This window comes from Massilia timonae, assembly GCF_001866515.1.
Classification (GTDB): Bacteria; Pseudomonadota; Gammaproteobacteria; order Burkholderiales; family Burkholderiaceae_D; genus Telluria; species Telluria timonae.
Map to the genome: position 1 here is coordinate 1693717 of NZ_JRYB01000001.1, position 16569 is coordinate 1710285.

18 protein-coding genes and 1 tRNA gene are annotated in these 16569 nt (G+C 66.9%); 8 read left to right on the forward strand and 11 right to left on the reverse strand.

The annotated features are described in order from the left end of the window. Position 1 precedes the first annotated feature (1 nt). The 3 genes from LO55_RS07360 to lipA all read left to right on the forward strand — a co-directional run bounded on the left by LO55_RS07360 (position 2) and on the right by lipA (position 2099). Complete coding sequence (locus LO55_RS07360) at positions 2-268, forward strand: DUF493 family protein (RefSeq protein WP_005664257.1); 267 nt, start codon at positions 2-4, stop codon at positions 266-268. A gap of 118 nt (positions 269-386) precedes the next feature. Beyond that, a complete protein-coding gene (gene lipB, locus LO55_RS07365) occupies positions 387-1082 on the forward strand; it encodes a lipoyl(octanoyl) transferase LipB (protein WP_005664261.1) in 696 nt (231 codons plus the stop codon). A gap of 24 nt (positions 1083-1106) precedes the next feature. After that, positions 1107-2099 carry a lipoyl synthase gene (lipA, locus tag LO55_RS07370; protein ID WP_071360997.1) on the forward strand — a complete coding sequence of 331 codons (993 nt, stop codon included), beginning with the start codon at positions 1107-1109 and terminating at the stop codon, positions 2097-2099. On the opposite strand, the gene ftrA is transcribed toward lipA, so the two are convergent. After that, a complete protein-coding gene (gene ftrA, locus LO55_RS07375; protein WP_071360998.1) occupies positions 2096-3088 on the reverse strand; it encodes a transcriptional regulator FtrA in 993 nt (330 codons plus the stop codon). The genes lipA and ftrA overlap by 4 nt on opposite strands. Positions 3089-3178: 90 nt before the next feature. Here ftrA and LO55_RS07380 point away from each other — a divergent pair, with 90 nt between their 5' ends. The 3 genes from LO55_RS07380 to LO55_RS07390 all read left to right on the forward strand — a co-directional run bounded on the left by LO55_RS07380 (position 3179) and on the right by LO55_RS07390 (position 6170). After that, positions 3179-3586 (forward strand): rhodanese-like domain-containing protein, encoded by a 408-nt coding sequence (locus LO55_RS07380; RefSeq protein ID WP_071360999.1) that lies wholly within the window; start codon positions 3179-3181, stop codon positions 3584-3586. A gap of 62 nt (positions 3587-3648) precedes the next feature. After that, positions 3649-5664, forward strand: coding sequence for a helicase-related protein (locus tag LO55_RS07385; RefSeq protein WP_071361000.1), 2016 nt, complete (start codon positions 3649-3651; stop codon positions 5662-5664). An 83-nt stretch (positions 5665-5747) separates the two neighbouring features. Then, a complete protein-coding gene (locus tag LO55_RS07390; protein WP_143054479.1) occupies positions 5748-6170 on the forward strand; it encodes a PaaI family thioesterase in 423 nt (140 codons plus the stop codon). Between the two features lie 3 nt (positions 6171-6173). On the opposite strand, the gene LO55_RS07395 is transcribed toward LO55_RS07390, so the two are convergent. From LO55_RS07395 to LO55_RS07415, 5 genes are all read right to left on the reverse strand, one after another. Beyond that, positions 6174-6701, reverse strand: coding sequence for a TlpA disulfide reductase family protein (locus LO55_RS07395; protein WP_005664269.1), 528 nt, complete (start codon positions 6699-6701; stop codon positions 6174-6176). Between the two features lie 72 nt (positions 6702-6773). Then, positions 6774-7418, reverse strand: coding sequence for a BON domain-containing protein (locus LO55_RS07400; protein ID WP_005664270.1), 645 nt, complete (start codon positions 7416-7418; stop codon positions 6774-6776). Continuing rightward, the gene (locus LO55_RS07405; RefSeq protein ID WP_005664272.1) at positions 7411-8007 is read right to left on the reverse strand and encodes a phosphoheptose isomerase; all 597 of its coding nucleotides are present in this window, start codon (positions 8005-8007) and stop codon (positions 7411-7413) included. Before LO55_RS07405 ends, LO55_RS07400 begins: the two co-directional genes overlap by 8 nt. A 56-nt stretch (positions 8008-8063) precedes the next feature. After that, complete coding sequence (locus tag LO55_RS07410; protein WP_071361001.1) at positions 8064-8423, reverse strand: YraN family protein; 360 nt, start codon at positions 8421-8423, stop codon at positions 8064-8066. Position 8424: 1 nt separating this feature from the next. Continuing rightward, on the reverse strand, positions 8425-9765 hold the full coding sequence (locus tag LO55_RS07415; protein WP_005664274.1) for a penicillin-binding protein activator: 1341 nt from the start codon (positions 9763-9765) through the stop codon (positions 8425-8427). Between the two features lie 11 nt (positions 9766-9776). On the opposite strand from LO55_RS07415, the gene rsmI reads away from it, so the two are divergent. After that, positions 9777-10682: a 16S rRNA (cytidine(1402)-2'-O)-methyltransferase gene (rsmI, locus tag LO55_RS07420; RefSeq protein WP_005664275.1), complete on the forward strand. Its 906-nt coding sequence runs from the start codon at positions 9777-9779 to the stop codon at positions 10680-10682. Positions 10683-10686: 4 nt separating this feature from the next. Here rsmI and LO55_RS07425 read toward each other — a convergent pair whose 3' ends face one another. Beyond that, a complete protein-coding gene (locus tag LO55_RS07425; protein ID WP_143054480.1) occupies positions 10687-11298 on the reverse strand; it encodes a hypothetical protein in 612 nt (203 codons plus the stop codon). 99 nt (positions 11299-11397) lie between these two features. Here LO55_RS07425 and LO55_RS07430 point away from each other — a divergent pair. Beyond that, positions 11398-11474, forward strand: a tRNA-Pro gene (locus LO55_RS07430). Between the two features lie 71 nt (positions 11475-11545). On the opposite strand, the gene LO55_RS07435 is transcribed toward LO55_RS07430, so the two are convergent. The 4 genes from LO55_RS07435 to bioB all read right to left on the reverse strand — a co-directional run bounded on the left by LO55_RS07435 (position 11546) and on the right by bioB (position 16554). After that, positions 11546-12463 (reverse strand): hydroxymethylglutaryl-CoA lyase, encoded by a 918-nt coding sequence (locus tag LO55_RS07435; protein WP_071361003.1) that lies wholly within the window; start codon positions 12461-12463, stop codon positions 11546-11548. A gap of 1 nt (position 12464) precedes the next feature. Further along, positions 12465-13394 (reverse strand): 2-hydroxyacid dehydrogenase, encoded by a 930-nt coding sequence (locus LO55_RS07440; protein ID WP_071361004.1) that lies wholly within the window; start codon positions 13392-13394, stop codon positions 12465-12467. A gap of 44 nt (positions 13395-13438) precedes the next feature. Continuing rightward, on the reverse strand, positions 13439-15451 hold the full coding sequence (locus LO55_RS07445) for an acetyl/propionyl/methylcrotonyl-CoA carboxylase subunit alpha (RefSeq protein WP_071361005.1): 2013 nt from the start codon (positions 15449-15451) through the stop codon (positions 13439-13441). 77 nt (positions 15452-15528) lie between these two features. Beyond that, positions 15529-16554, reverse strand: a complete 1026-nt coding sequence (bioB, locus tag LO55_RS07450; RefSeq protein WP_083415579.1) for a biotin synthase BioB — start codon at positions 16552-16554, stop codon at positions 15529-15531. Positions 16555-16569 lie beyond the last annotated feature (15 nt).

The window sequence follows — 16569 nt, forward strand, 5'->3', positions numbered from 1 at the left end:
CATGGACCCGAAAGAATCCCTCATCGAATACCCGAGCGAATTCCCGATCAAGGTGATGGGCGCGACCCATATCGATTTCGCTCCCACCATCGTCGCGCTGGTGACCCAGCTGGATCCGACTTTCCATGAAGGCAAGCTGGAAACCCGTCCTTCGGCCAAGGGCAACTACACCGGCCTGACCGTCACCGTCACCGCCACCAGCCGCGAGATGCTGGACGAGGTGTACCGCACCCTGTCGACCCACCCGATGGTCAAGATGGTCCTGTAAGGGCGGCTTGCCATCTCGTCAACGGGGCAGGCTGCCTGTTCGGCAGGCACGCCCCATCGTGCTGGCTTATAATGACGGGGCTGTCCATACTATGGCCCGATGCCTCGCCCCCGATTCCATGTCTTCGATCCACCCCGCCGCGCCGCTCGTCCGTGAACTCGGCCGCGCCGACTACGAACCCACCTTCGCCGCCATGCGCGCCTTCACCGACGCGCGCACGCCCGAGACCCGGGACGAATTGTGGATCGTCGAGCACCCGCCCGTGTTCACGCTGGGCCTGGGCGCCGATCCGGGCCACGTGCTGGCGCCGCACGGCGTGCCGGTGGTCCAGACCGACCGCGGCGGCGAGGTCACTTACCACGGCCCCGGCCAGGTCGTGATCTACCTGTTGATGGACTTGCGCCGCAACAAGCCGGGCGGCAAGCTGTATGCGCGCCAGTTCGTGGAAAAAATCGAACAGGCGGTCATCGATGTATTAGGGGCGTATAATCTGGCCGGTGAGCGCATCGCCGGCGCGCCCGGCATCTATATCGCCGAGGGCCCGCGCAAGGGCGCCAAGATCGCCGCGCTCGGCCTCAAGGTGCGCGGCAACGGCTGCACCTATCACGGCGTATCGCTGAACGTGGGCATGGACCTGGCCCCGTTTACCTGGATCAACCCGTGCGGCTATTCGGGATTGGCCACGGTCGACATGCGCACCATGGGCGTCGAGGCGCCGCTGGCCGATGTCCAGCAGGCGCTGGCCAGGGCCTTGACCGGGCATCTCGGCCAGTCGCCCGTGCCAGACAGTGTCCCAACCGAACAAACCAACTGACGCCCTTCTGGGGCAACGAGCCAAATGACTTCCGAAATCGACACCGGCATCGCCTCCGCATCCGCCTACAACGCCAGCGAAAAGCAGAAAGGCGCCAGCAAGACGTCGCGCATCCCGATCAAGATCGTGCCGATCGCGGACGTCGAGCGCCTGAAAAAGCCGGACTGGATCCGCGTCAAGGCCGCCACCGCCTCGTCGCGCTTCTACGAAATCAAGGACATCCTGCGCGCCAACAAGCTGGTGACGGTGTGCGAGGAAGCCAGCTGCCCGAACATCGGCGAATGCTTCGGCAAGGGCACCGCGACCTTCATGATCATGGGCGACAAGTGCACCCGCCGCTGCCCGTTCTGCGACGTCGGCCACGGCCGCCCGGATCCGCTGGATGTGAATGAGCCGGGCAACCTGGCCAAGACCATCGCCGACCTGCGCCTGTCCTACGTCGTGATCACTTCGGTCGACCGCGACGACCTGCGCGACGGCGGCGCCGGCCACTTCGTCGAGTGCATCCAGAAGACCCGCGCGCTGTCGCCCAACACCAAGATCGAAGTGCTGGTGCCGGATTTCCGCGGCCGCCTCGAAAAAGCATTGAACATCTTCGCCGACGGCCTGCCGGACGTGATGAACCACAACCTGGAAACCGTGCCGCGCCTGTACAAGGAAGCGCGTCCTGGCGCCGACTACAAGCACTCGCTGGTCCTGCTGCGCGACTTCAAGAAGATGTACCCGAGCGCGGTCACCAAGTCGGGCCTGATGGTCGGCCTGGGCGAGACCGACGAAGAGATCCTCGAAGTCATGCGCGACATGCGCGAGCACGACATCGACATGCTGACCATCGGCCAGTACCTGGCGCCGACCAATTCGCACCTGCCGGTGCGCCGCTACGTGCATCCTGATGTCTTCAAGATGTTCGAAGAAAAGGCGTATGAGATGGGCTTCGTGCACGCCGCCGTGGGCGCGATGGTGCGTTCGTCGTACCACGCCGACCAGCAGGCGCACGAGGCGGGCGTCGCCGCCTAAGCCAGCCCGGCCAGCCCGGCCACTTCGGCTGCCCCGGCAGCCGCCCTGCCCAGCCGGCGACAGCGTGCCGGCGGCGGCAGGCCATGGTTCCTGAAGTGCCGCCGCAGCGATTCGGCCGACCCCAGGCCGGCCAGGTCGGCGACGGCGTCGATGGTTAGCCCCGGCCTCGTTTCCAGCAGCCGTTCCGCCAGCGCGACCCGTTCGCGCACCAGCCAGGCCAGCGGCGTTACGCCGGTGACGTCCTTGAAGCGGCGCTGGAAGGTGCGCGTGCCCATTCGCGCCCGGGCCGCCATCGACTCCACCGTGTGCCCCGCGCGCACGTTTTCTCTTACCCAATCCATCAGCTGCGCGATCGCATTGCGCTCGCCCGGCGGCAGCGGACGCGCCACGAGCTGGGCCTGGTCGCCGTCGCGGTGGGCCGGGATCACCAGGCGCTGCGCCACGCGGCTGGCCAGCTCGGCGCCGAAGTCGCTGCGCACCACGTGCAGCAGCATGTCCAGGCCGGCGGCGGAACCGGCCGAGGTCACGATGCGGCCGTCCTGCACGTACAGCACGCCCTGCTCCACTTCTACTTGCGGGAAGTCCGTCGCGAGCCGCTCGAGATAGCGCCAGTGGGTGGTCGCCCTGCGGCCGTCCAGCAGGCCGGCATGGGCCAGCACGAAGCTGCCGGAACAGATCGCGCACAGCCGCGCGCCGCGGGCTTCGGCGCGGCGCAGCGCGTCGACCAGGCTTGGCGGCGGCGGCTCCGCCGCGTCGCGCCAGCCGGGGATGACGATCGTGTCGGCGGCGTCGAGCGCCTCCAGGCCGTGCGGCGCGACGACGCTCAAGCCGCCCATCGCGCGCAGCGGTCCGGGGTCCACGGCGCACACCGCATGCGTGTACCAGGGCACGCCGAGCTCCGGCCGCTCGAGGGCGAACAGCTCCACCGCGCAGCCGAATTCGAAGGTGCACAGGCCGTCGTAGGCGAGGATGGCGACATGGTGGGGCATGGCGCGATGTTACCAGTTTCTGTCGTCCCGCCACCTGCCCCGGCCCCTCGTTCGCTGCCACACTGCAGGCTCTTTCAACGAGGAGCAACCATGATGACTTCACCCGTTTCCGCGGTTCCGGCGGCGCCGAGCGACAGGGCGCTGGCGCATTTCAGCGCGGCGTTCGAATACGAGACCGATTGCGCCGACGTGCATGCGGCCTTCGAGGGCGGCCAGCCCGACTTCGTCCTGTTCGACGTGCGCGGTCCCGCGCTGTACGCGGCCGGCCACGTGCCGGGCGCCCTGAACATGCCGCACGCGAAGCTGGTCGAGGTCAAGCTGCGCGATTATCCGATGGACACGCTGTTCGTCGTCTACTGCGCCGGCCCGCATTGCAATGGCGCGCACCGCGGCGCCGCGCGCCTGGCGGGGCTGGGGCGGCCGGTCAAGCTGATGATTGGCGGCGTCACGGGCTGGGTCGATGAAGGCTATGCGCTCGTGAAAGACGGGGGCGCCTGACGGACAATGCGTCGGCCGCTTACGCGCTATAGTGGCGGCAAGCGATTCTGACGCATTCACTCATGAGCAACCACCACGACAATCTTTCTTCCGACAACCTCGAGAACGACGACGCCTTCCTCGAGCGCGAACTCGGCCTGGCCGCGCGCGGCATCGAGCTGGTCAAGCTCGAAGGCCGCGTGTTCCTGCGCTTTTCCGGCGAGGTGCAGTACGAAGGCCTGCGCGTGCCCTACCGCCTGGTGCCGGCGCGCGGCGTGCTGGCCAAGCCGAGCAAGTGGCGCAAGATGGACTTGCTGGCGCGGCGCGAGCTGATCGAAGAACGCACCGACCAGAAAGACCTGCAGCGCCTGCACCTCGAAGCCGAGGAATTCGTGCGCGACATCGCCGAGGATGCCGACCAGTTCGGCTGGGACCCGATGCTGTTTCTCGACGTGCTCGACGAGCTGGAAACGTCGGAGCCGGCCGAGTACGTGTTCCAGCGCATCTCGCAGCGCCTGACCCACGCGGTCGAGCGCGAAGAGGAAGAGCGCCATGCGGCGCGCACCAAGGAAAGCATCAACCTGGCCGAGTATCCGCGCTCGTTCGAGGTGGCCAGCCGCATGCAGCGCAAGTTCATCGCCCTGCTGGGGCCCACCAACTCGGGCAAGACCCACCGCGCGATGGAAGCGCTCGCCAAGGCCGGCAGCGGCGTGTATCTGGCGCCGCTGCGCCTGCTGGCGCTGGAAAACTACGAGCGCCTGCAGGCCGCGCGTCCGCACGGCGAGCCGATCAAGGTCAGCCTGATCACCGGCGAGGAACGGCGCCTCGAAGAAGGCGCGACACACGTCGCCAGCACGGTCGAGATGCTCGACACCAAGACACCGGTGGAAGTCGCGGTGATCGACGAGATCCAGATGCTGGCCGACCGCGACCGCGGCGCGGCCTGGACCACCGCCGTGGTCGGGGCGCCGGCGAATGTCGTGTACCTGGTCGGCGCGCCGGAAGCGCGGCGCGCGATCGAGGCGCTGGCCGAGCGCCTGGAGGTGCCGCTCGAGGTTCACGTGCTCAAGCGCATGGGGCCATTGTCGATGGAGCCGTCCAGCGTGCGCAAGCTGTCGAACCTGCGCCGCGGCGACGCCGTGATCTGCTTCTCGCGGCGCGAGGTCTTGATGTGGCGCGACATGATCACCGAGAAGGGGCTGTCGGTGGCGACGGTCTACGGCAACCTGTCGCCCGAGGTGCGCCGGGCCCAGGCCGAGCGCTTCCGCGAAGGGCAGGCCGACATCGTGGTCGGCACCGACGCGCTGGCGATGGGCCTGAACATGCCGATCGCGCGCATCGTGATGACCACCACGGTCAAGTACAACGGCTATGAGGAAGAAGAGATCCCGGCGGCGCTGGCCAAGCAGATCGCGGGCCGGGCAGGGCGCTACGGCGTGCACGAGGAGGGTTTTGTGGCCGGCTACGACGACGACACCCATCAGGTGATGCGCGCGCTGATGAAGGAAAAGATCCCGCCGGTGGCCGCCACCGGATTCGCGGTCGCGCCGTCGCTCGAGCAGCTGCACCGCATCGCGGCGGTGACCGGCGAGACCTCGCTGGTCAAGCTCCTGAAACGCTTCGTGCACAATATCGACGTGCCGGACGGCTTCTTCTACCCGCGCATCACCGAGGAGCAGAACGAGCGCGCCGAATGGCTCGACACGCTGCCGCTGTCGGTGGCGGAAAAATTCATGCTGTCGCTGGTGCCGATCTCGAGCCGCGTGCCGGTGCTGCAAAGCGCCTGGGAACACTGGGCGCTGTCGCTGGCCAAGAAGAAGGTGGTCAAGCTGCAGCCGAATCCGAATCCGCAGCACCTGTTCTACATGAACCTGCAAGAGGTCGAGGACACCTGCCGCGTGTATTCGGCCTATGCCTGGCTGGGCTACCGCGAGCCGGAATACTTCCCGAGCATCGAGCTGGCCCAGGAGCTGGCGCGCGAGGCGTCGGAGCGGGTCGACGCGATGCTGCAGCAGCAGAATTCGGCGGCGCGCAGGCGCCAGGGGAGCAAGCAGGGAGGCAAGCAGGGCGGACGACAGGGTGGCGCCAAGCGCCGTTGAGCCGGCCGAGTAGAAGCATCACTCGACCCGGTGGAACGATCCCGGTGTACGATGCCGTTTTTTACAACAACATCGAGACACACGTGAATACCAAGTACACCCCGGAAGCCTTCAACGAGTTCGGCGCCAAGTTCCTCCCTGGCCACCTGGGCATCCGCATCACTGACGTCAGCCCCGGCAAGCTGTCCGCCGAGATGAAGGTCGAGCCGCAGCTGCTGGCGCCCAATGGCTACCTGCACGCCGGCAGCGTGGTCACCCTGGCCGACACCTGCGCCGGCTATGGCTGCGTCAGCAACCTGCCGGAAGGCGCCCAGAATTTCACCACCATCGAACTGAAATCGAACCACCTGGGCACCGCGCGCGAAGGCACCCTGGCCTGCACCGCCACCGCGGTGCACCTGGGCCGCACCACGCAGGTGTGGGACGCCACCGTCACGGACCAGGCCAGCGGCAAGACCATCGCCCTGTTCCGCTGCACCCAGATGATCCTGTATCCGAAAGCCTGAGCCTCAGCCGGCCAGTTCCTTCTCGATCAGCTTGTGGACGGCCGCGAAGTCCGGCTCGCCCACATAGGTCTTGAGGATGCGGCCCTCTTTGTCGATCAGGAAGGTGGTCGGGGTCAGGGTGACGTCGCCGAACTGGCGCGCGATGTCGCCTGCCGAATCCAGCGCCACCTTGAACGGCAGCTTGCGCTGCTCGGTGAAGTTCAGCACGTAGTCGGGGCGGTCGTACTGCATCGCGACCGCGACGAATTCCAGGCCCTGGTCCTTGTACTTGTTGTAGGTCGCGACCATGTCCGGCATCTCCTTGACGCAGGTGACGCAGGAAGTAGCCCAGAAGTTGACCATCACGACCTTGCCGCGCAAGGATTGGGTGCTGATCTTTTCTCCGGCGATGCTGATGAAGGTGACGTCCGGCGCCTGTGTGGTGCTGCTGAACGAGGCGTAGCCGATGCCGGCCAGGGCGAGCACCACGGCGCCGATGGCGGCGGGCTTGAACCAGGAACGGGTAGCGGATGAATGCGTGGGAGCGGTCATGGTCGGTCGATATGAAAAAACGGCAGGACCATTATAGTCCTGCCGCTTCTGGTGGGCTGATGAAGGCCTTGTTTAATCCAGCGAAGCCTGCGCCGGGCTGTTCTGCCGCACGCGCGGATCTTCTTCGTTGATGTATTCAAAGATCTTCACCACGCGGGTGACGCCCGAGACGCCCTTGGCGACATCGGCGGCGATATTGCCTTCGCGCGGAGTGACGAGGCCCATCAGGTAGACCACGCCGCGTTCGGTGGTGACCTTGAACGAGATCGCCGACACGGTCTTCATGTCGACCAGGCTGGTCTTGACCTTGGTGGTGATCAGCGCGTCGTTCGAGCGCGAGGTGTAGCTCGACGAACCGGAGACCGCCAGCTCGTTGATGACCGACACCACGTTGGCGATCTTGCGCACTTCGCGCTCGGCCGCCTGCTTCATGGCTTCGTCGCGCACTTCGCCGGTCAGCAGCACGCGGCGGTTGAAGCTGGTGACGTTGACGTTGCCGGCATCGCCGGTGACTTTGCGCATTTCCAGCTCGGCCTTGACCGTGATCGACTTGTCCTCGGTCTGGGCGCCCAGCGTGCGGCGGTCGACCGTGGACACGGCGCCGGCCACGCCGGCGCCGACGATCAGGCCGAAGCAGCCCGACAGCGATGCCGCCAGGGCGGTGCCCAGCACGACTTTGGTCAATAGCGCGGCCATGGGCCGGCGGGTGTTACGCATTCTCGTCTCCTCCGAACAGCGCGACGTCGATGCCGTCGCAGATGCAGTGAATGGCGCACAGGTGGACTTCCTGGATGCGCGCGGTGCGCGCATGCTGGACGTTGATGTGCACGTCGGCGTCGGTCAGCAGCTTGCCCAGCTGGCCGCCGTCCTTGCCGGTGAAGGCCACGATGCGCATCTCGCGCTCCAGGGCCGCCTCGACCGCGGCCAGCACGTTGGCCGAGTTGCCCGAGGTCGAAATCGCCAGCAGGATGTCGCCCGCCTGGCCGAATGCCTGCACCTGCTTCGAGAAGATCTCCTTGAAGCTGTAGTCGTTGCCGACCGCGGTCAGGATCGAGGTGTCGGTGGTCAGGGCGATCGCCGGCAGCGGGAAGCGCTCGCGCTCGAAACGGCCGACCAGCTCGGCCGCGAAGTGCTGGCAGTCGGCGGCCGAACCGCCGTTGCCGCAGGCCAGAATCTTGTTGCCGTTGGAGAGGGCGCTGAACATGAGTTCTACCGCCGCCGAAATGGAAGGAGCCAGGGTGGCGGCCGACTTCATCTTCAGGTCGGCGCTCTCCTGGAAGTGAGCGAGGATGCGTTGAGTATTCATAGCCGAGGATTATAGTGCAGCGGCAACCCCACCTGAGCAAGCGCAGTAAAAATTGCTTACACTTCAATGATGTTCCGCAACCATTCGATATGCTCGCCATCGATGGCGACCAGGTCGAAACGGCAGGGAGGAGTGACGGGAAAACGCAACAGATAAACTTGCGCCGCACAGACCAGGCGGCGGATCTTGGCAGGGGTGATGCTGGCGGCGGCGCCGCCGTGTGCGCGGTCGGCGCGCTGGCGCACCTCGACGAACACCAGGGTTGCGCCATCGCGCATGATCAGGTCGATCTCGCCGCCCTTGCAGCGAAAATTCTCCTCGACCCGGGACAGTTTATGGTGTTTTAAGTAATCGAGGGCGGCGCGTTCCCATTCCCGGCCCTGGGCCTGCCGTCGGGACAGGCGCAAGGGCCACATTTCATAAACCGGTCGCGACCGGTTCGAACACGCGGCGCGGGCGCGGAAGGCTGTCGCCGCCGGCATCGTCGGTGAGGATTTCTTCAGTCGGGCCATTGTCGCGCACCACGACGCCGGTCTCGACGCGGCGGAAGGCGCGATCGCCCTGGCCGACGTTCACCGACAGGCGGCCGGTGGCGCCATCGAGTTCGAACGCGCCGGTGGGGCGTTGCGCCAGTTCGCGCGCGATGCGGTAGGCGTCGATGCCGAGCGCGTACAGGCGCTGCGGATCGAGCCCCTGGCCGCCATTGCTCCAGCGCGGATAGCCGGCGACGGCCGGATGGTCGGGCTGCACGGTCCAGGGCAGGTCGAGGAAGCGCACGCCGACCAGTTCGGCCGGCACGCTGGACATGTCGAGGCCCGGATTGACCGAGGCGGTGCCATAGGTCGGCAGCGAGGTGCCGATCGCCATGCGCACCTGGCGCAGGCCGTTGGCGTCGAGCGCGGCATACACCAGCTGCGGCGGCTCGGCCGACAAACGGGCGCGCAGCTCGGCCAGCGCATTGCCGTCGACGTAGCCGCCTTCGGCCGGCAGTTCGACCGTCGCGTGCATGCGGCCCAGTTCGGCCCAGCGCTGGCTGAAGGCGCCCGACAGGCGTTGCTGCCAGGCGGCGCGGCCGGTCAGCACCAGGGCCTGGCCGACCGGCTGCTCGCTCGCGGCCCACTCGGCCACCTGGCGCGCTTCGTCTTCGAGCGACAGGCCGATGACGAGCATCTGGCGCGGCAGCGGGGAGTTGACTTGCGGGTGGTTCAGGGCGATGGTCGGCTTGTTGACCGCGCCGCTGGTGGCCAGGGCCGCCACGGCGGACCGCGCCAGCGGACCGACCACGATATCGTTCTGCTCGGCCGCGCCGCGATAGGCGTCGAGCGCGGCCTGCGTCGAGTCGCCGGTGGGCACCAGGTTGACGGTGACGCCTTCGCGCTGCTGGTCGTGGGCGGCCATGAAGCCGGCGCGCACCGCTTCGGCCGGCTGGGCCAGCGCCTGCGACTCGAGCGGCAGCAGCAGCGCCACGCGCACGGCCGGGCCGCTGTACGGCGCCGACGATGGCGCCGCGGCACGCGGGCCGCCGCCGGCGCTCGGCGGCAGTTCGACCGGATTGGTCTGTACGCCACTTTCTTCGCGCGGCGGCGGCGTGTAAGCTGGCGCCGGTGGCGGCGCATTCGTCACCGGCGTCGCAGGACCGCACACTCCGCCTGGCATGCCGCAACCGGTATCGGGAGGCAGCGGCGTGCTGCCGCAGCCTGCCAAGAGTGTAATGACGGCGGCCGCGAGCAAGCCCGGTAGATTTTTTTTCTTCAGCATCGGAACCCTTTATGACAGATCAGCAGACCATCGACATCGCCCGACTTCCCGTCATGGGCGAGGCGGCCCAGCAGTCCTATCCTACCGCAACGCTGTACGTCGTGGCTACTCCGATCGGCAACGTCACCGACATCACCCTGCGTGCTTTACACCTGCTGGCCCTCAGCGACGTGGTCGCCTGCGAGGACACGCGCAAGACCGGTGCGCTGCTGCAGCGCTTCGGCCTGTCCCAGCCGACCATCGCCGCGCACCAGCACAACGAGCGCGAAGTGGCCGAGAAAATCGTCGAGCGCCTGCGCGCCGGACAACGCGTGGCGCTGGTGTCCGACGCCGGCACGCCGGGCGTGTCCGATCCCGGCGCGCGCATCGTCGATGCGGTGCGCAGCGCGGGCCTGAACGTGGTGCCGCTGCCGGGTCCCTCGGCCGCGATCGCGGCGCTGTCGGCCAGCGGCCTGGTGAACGACCGCTTCCACTTCGTCGGCTTCCTGCCGGCCAAGGCCAAGGGCCGCGAGGCGGCGCTGGCGCCGTTGGCGCGCGAGACCTCGACCCTGGTGTTCTATGAGGCGCCGCATCGCATCGTCGATTGCGTCGAGGCGCTGGCGGCGGCTTTCGAGCCGACCCGGCAGGTGGTGTTCGCCCGCGAGCTGAGCAAGATGTTCGAGGAAGTGCACCGCTGCGAACTGAAGGATGCGCGCGCCTGGGTCACGGCCGACCAGCACCGCGAGCGCGGCGAATTCGTGGTGCTGGTGGCCGGCGCCGTCGAAGCCACGGACGCCGAAGATGCCGAGGCCGAGCGCGTGCTGCAGATCCTGTTGAGCGAGTGCAGCGTGAAGCAGGCGGCGAACCTGGCGGCGCAGATCACGGGGCGCAAGAAGAATGCGCTCTACGAGCGTGCGCTGCAGATCAAGGGTGAATGACGGCTTACCACTTGCAGCCCGAATCCTTTTTCTCCATCAGTAAATAAATCGGCGCCAGCAGCCCGCCCGGAAGGCCGTCCTTGCAATCGGGCCGCTTGGCTTCGCGGATGCCGCGCGCCAGCTTCGATTCGGTCTGCAGCGCCGGCTCGGGGAATTGCGCGAGCGCCGTGCCTTCCTTCGACGGGTCGCGCAGGTGGGCATTCGCGCGCGCCACCGCGCGCGCCGCGTTCATGTCGAACTTCGGCGCTGGTTCCGCGGTTTCTTCCTGTTGCACGACGAACGGATCGGGCCCGGTGCGTGAACTTTCCGGGACCGCGATCACGGCTTGTGGCGGCGCAGGCCGGGTCGTGCGTGGTGCAGCGGCGGCGCTGGGGGCTGGCGCCGGGGGACGAACGATTTCCGGCGCGGGTGGTGGCGGTGGCGGCGCCGGAGGGGCGATCATGACGGACAGCACAGTCGGCTCGGCCGGCGCGATCTCCATGGTCTTGAACGTCGTATTCCGGTACGCCAGCAGGAATAATGCGTGCACCGCGATCGATACCGCAACGCCGATGACGATGCGCCGGTTGCCTCGTTGCAGGCTGACCGGGTCGCCAAAGTTCAGAGCCATATGCATGACATACATACCTCAACTTAACTTCAGAAAACTACCAGCTCGCTATTTTGCAACGAAAACTTGACCAGGTCACGCGAAACCGATATTATCTCGCTTCTTCGGAGTGTAGCGCAGCCCGGTAGCGCACCTGGTTTGGGACCAGGGGGTCCAAGGTTCGAATCCTTGTACTCCGACCAGCATTAAGAGAAAAGCCGACAACGTGAGTTGTCGGCTTTTTTCGTTGTGGGGTGCCGTCCACCCCGACGATTCATCCGGCGCGCTTGGCCGCGATCGCGTTGCCGGCGCGGCTGATGCTCTTGCGGCCCAGCTGCTGCGAGATGAACAGGCCGGCATCGACCACCTGGTCGAGATCCACGCCGGTCTCGATGCCCAGCCCCTGCATCAGGTACAGCACGTCCTCGGTCGCCACGTTGCCGGTCGCGCCCTTGGCATAGGGGCAGCCGCCCAGGCCGGCCACCGAGGAGTGGAAGATCGCCACCCCGACTTCCATTGCCGCATAGATGTTGGCCAGCGCCTGGCCGTAGGTGTCGTGGAAGTGGCCGGCCAGCTGGGCGATCGGGAATTCGCGCGCCGCGCGCAGCATCACGGCCTGGGTCTTGCGCGCGGTCGAGACGCCGATGGTGTCGGCGATGTCGATCTCGTCACAGCCCAGGTCGCGCATGCGCGCCACCACGTCGCCGACGGCGTCCAGGGGCACCTCGCCCTGGTAGGGGCAGCCGAAGGCCGTGCTGATCGAGCCGCGCAGGCGCAGGCCGTGTTCCTTCGCCGCGCGCGCCACCGGCTCGAAGCGGGCGATCGACTGGGCGATCGAGCAGTTGATGTTCTTTTGCGAAAAGGCTTCGGAAGCCGCGCCGAACACGACCACCTCGTCGGCCCCGCCGGCGAGCGCGGCCTCGAAGCCCTGCATATTCGGCACCAGCGCCGAATAGATGGTGCCGGGCCGGCGCGCGATGCGCGCCAGCACCTCGGCGCTGGTCGCCATCTGCGGCACCCATTTCGGCGACACGAAGGCGGCCGCTTCCACGTTGACGAAGCCGGCGCGCGCCAGGCGCTCGACCAGTTCGACTTTCACGTCGGCGCTCAGCGCTTCCTTCTCGTTCTGCAGGCCGTCGCGCGGGCCGACTTCGACGATCTTGACTTTGGTGGGCAATGCAGGCTGGTTCATCTCAGTATCCAAGTTGGCGGTCGACCAGGTCGTCGACCGGTTCGCCGTCTTCCAGGGCGCCGATCTTGGCGGCGATCTGGCGCACGGCGTCGAGGCGCATGGTGAGCGCCGAGATATGCGGGGTGAGGGCGATGCGCGGTTCGTTCCAGAACGGATGCGGGGCCGGCAGCGGCTCGTGGCGGAACACGTCGAGCGTGGCGCCGGCGATGTGCCCCGAGCGGATCAGCGTCATCAGGTCGGGCTCGGCCAGGATCGCGCCGCGCGAGACGTTGATCAGATAGGCGCCGGGCGCCAGCTTGCCCAGCCGGTGGCGGTCGAGCAGGTTGGTCGTGTCCGCGGTCAGCGGCAGCAGGCATACCAGCACCCGCGTGCCATGTAAAAAATCGTCGAGCTGCTCCATGCCGGCATAGGTCGGCACGCCGGGGATGTCCTTCGGGCTGCGGCTCCAGCCGCGCACCGGGAAGCCGAAATGGCGCATCGCCTCGACCACCGGCATGCCGAGCTTGCCCAGTCCCATGACGCCGATCGTGAACGACTCTTTCGGATGCTGGGGCAGCGGATTCCAGGCGCCGTGCCGTGCTTGCTGTTCGTATTCGTCGAAGCGCCTGAAGTAGCGCAGCACGGCGTGCGCCACGTACTCGGCCATCTGCACGCCCATGCCGGCGTCGCCCAGGCGCACCAGCGGCACGCGCGGCAGCGTGTCGCCGAACTTGAGCACGGCGTCGACGCCGGCACCCATCAGGAAGATCGCCTTGACCTCGTCCAGCTGCGCCAGCAGGCCGGGCGCCGGGTTCCACAATACCGCGTAATCGCAAGGGGGCAACAGCTGGCCCTCCTTCCAGGTGACCGTCTCGACGCCTGGCATCATGGCCGAGAACTCGCGTTCCCACGGCTCGATGACGCCATCGCCCCGGTACAGGACAATGCGCATGTCTCCCCCTCGTTTTTGTCAGGGTGGTTCTTGTATGTGTCTGTCTATGCTGCCTTGAAAGCCAGCAGCGGCGCGCCATCGGCCACCTGGTCGCCGACCTGGTACAGCACTTCTTCCACCAGGCCGTCGCTCGGCGCGCAAATCGTGTGTTCCATCTTCATCGCTTCCATGATCACCAGCGGCTCGCCCTTTTTGACGTCCTTGCCGGACTGGGCCAGTACCGCGACCACCTTGCCCGGCATCGGCGCCGTCAGGCGACCGCCCGCCGATTCAATCTCACCGGCATGTGCCATCGGGTCATTGTACGTCAGGGTGTGATGGCGGCCACCGGTAAACACGTGGAAGGCGTCGCCGTCGCGGCGCACACAGCCGTGCAGGGCGGTCTCGCCCAGGCGCAGGGCCAGCTCGGCATCGTTCTGCGATACTAGTTGTATGCGCTGACGCTGCTTATCAAGGTCAATTTCCCACCCACTATTGCGGTAAGTCAGACCGATGCGATAGTCGCCGTACTCATCGGTGAAGGACAGGGTGCGGCGGTAGTCGCCATTCATGCGCCAGCCGCTTGCCTGGCTCCATGGGTCGGCGTCGTTGGCGGCGCCGTGCACGGTTTCGTGGTTGGTAAGGGCGAGCGCGGCCAGGGCCAGCGCACCGAGCGGGGCAGGGGCCGCGGGCGGGAAAAGTGAGGATTGATTGCGTTCGATCAAACCCGTGTCGAGGTCGGCGCTCGCGAACGCTTGGCCTTCGACCAGGCGTTTCAGGAAAGCGATATTGGTGGCCAGGCCGACGATGCGGAACTCGCTCAGCGCCTGCGACATGCGCGCCAGCGCCTGCGTACGGTCCGCGCCCCAGACGATCAGCTTGGCGATCATCGGGTCGTAGAACGGCGAGATCGCATCGCCTTCGCGCACGCCGGAGTCGACGCGCACGGCGGCGGGATGCATTGCATCCGGGCCGAGCTCGAACGCCACCGCCTGCGGCACGTCCATGTGGCGCAAGGCGCCGATCGACGGCAGGAAGCCTTTTTCGGGATTCTCGGCATACACGCGCGCCTCGATCGCGTGGCCGTGGATGCCGAGTTCATGCTGTTTCTTCGGCAGCGGCTCGCCAAAGGCGACGCGCAACTGCCATTCGACCAGATCTAGCCCGGTGATCATCTCGGTCACCGGATGCTCGACCTGCAGGCGGGTGTTCATCTCCATGAAGTAGAACGAACCGTCCTGGTTGGCGATGAATTCCACCGTGCCGGCGCCGACGTAGCCGACCGCGCGCGCGGCATTCACCGCCGCTTCGCCCATGGCCGCGCGACGGTCCGCCGGCATGCCCGGGGCCGGCGCTTCTTCCAGCACTTTCTGGTGGCGGCGTTGCACCGAGCAGTCGCGCTCGTGCAGGTAGACGCAGTTGCCCAAGCTGTCGGCGAAGACCTGGATCTCGATGTGGCGCGGGCGGATCAGGTACTTCTCGACCAGCACCTTGTCGTCGCCGAAGCTGGAGATCGCCTCGCGCTTGCACGAGGCCAGCGCGGCTTCGAAATCTTCCGAGCGCTCGACCACGCGCATGCCCTTGCCGCCGCCGCCGGCGCTGGCCTTGAGCAGCACCGGGTAGCCAATGCGGTCGGCCTGCATATGCAGTAAATCCGGACTCTGCTCGTCGCCATGGTAGCCCGGCACCAGCGGCACGTTGGCGCTCTCCATCAGCTGCTTGGCGGCCGACTTCGAGCCCATCGCGCGCATCGAGGAAGCCGGCGGGCCGATGAACACCAGTCCGGCGGCCTGCACCGCCTCCGCGAACTCGGCGTTCTCGGACAGGAAGCCGTAGCCCGGATGGATCGCCTGGGCGCCGGTGGCCCTGGCCACCTCGATGATCTTGCTGCCACGCAGATAGCTGTCCTTGGCGGCCGCGGGGCCGATCAGGACCGCCTCATCGCACACCGCGACGTGCTTGGCGCCGGCGTCGGCCTCGGAATACACGGCGACGGTACGAATACCCATGCGGCGCGCGGTGGCGGCGACACGGCAGGCAATTTCGCCACGGTTGGCGATGAGGATCTTGGTGAACATGCGCTTATCTTTCGCTTATGGTTGTTCGGACGAATTGTGGGCGCGGCCGTGTCTCCCCGGCCGCGCAGGGTGCTGCATCAGCAGCCGCAAGCTTCCTTCTGTACCGAATCGAGCGTGGCAGCGCGCGTCTTGAGGCCCAGCTTCTCGAGCAGCACGCGGTCGTCGTCGGCTTCCGGATTGTCGGTGGTGAGCAGCTTGTCGCCGTAGAAGATCGAGTTGGCGCCGGCCATGAAGCACATCGCCTGCACCGCTTCGCCCAGCTCGCGGCGGCCCGCCGACAGGCGCACGCGCGCTTGCGGCATGGTGATGCGCGCGACCGCGATGGTGCGCACGAACTCGATCGGGTCCAGCTTGTCGAGGCCGTGCAGCGGCGTGCCCTCGACCTGCACCAGGTGGTTGACCGGCACCGATTCCGGATACGGGTTCAGGTTGGCCAGCTGGGCGATCAGGCCGGCGCGCTGCTCGCGCGTCTCGCCCATGCCGACGATGCCGCCGCAGCAGACCTTCAGGCCCGCTTCGCGCACGCGGCCCAGCGTGTCCAGGCGGTCCTGGTATTCGCGGGTCGAAATGACGTTGTTGTAAAAGTCAGGCGCGGTATCGATATTGTGGTTGTAGTAGTCCAGGCCCGCTTTTTTCAGCTGCTCGGCCTGGCCGGCTTCGAGCATGCCCAGCGTGGCGCAGGTCTCCATGCCCAGCGCCTTCACTTCGCGCACCATGGTCTCGACCTTTTCCATGTCGCGCTCCTTCGGGCTGCGCCAGGCGGCGCCCATGCAGAAGCGGGTCGCGCCGCTGGCCTTCGCCGCGCGCGCCGCATCCAGCACGGTGTCGATATCGAGGATCTTCTTGGCTTCGACGCCGGTGTCGTAGCGCGCCGCCTGCGGGCAGTAGCCGCAGTCTTCCTCGCAGCCGCCGGTCTTGATCGACAGCAGGGTCGCCAGTTCGACGTCGCCGTCCGGGAAGTATTCACGGTGCAGGGTCGAGGCGCGGTGCATCAGCTCGGGGAACGGCAGCGCGAACAGCGCGAGCACGTCGGCCAGCGGCCAGGTTGCGTTTTCCGCTGGTTTGATCGGGGCCGCCGGGCGATGCAGGGCGACGGTGTTCATATTGGACATGGTGGT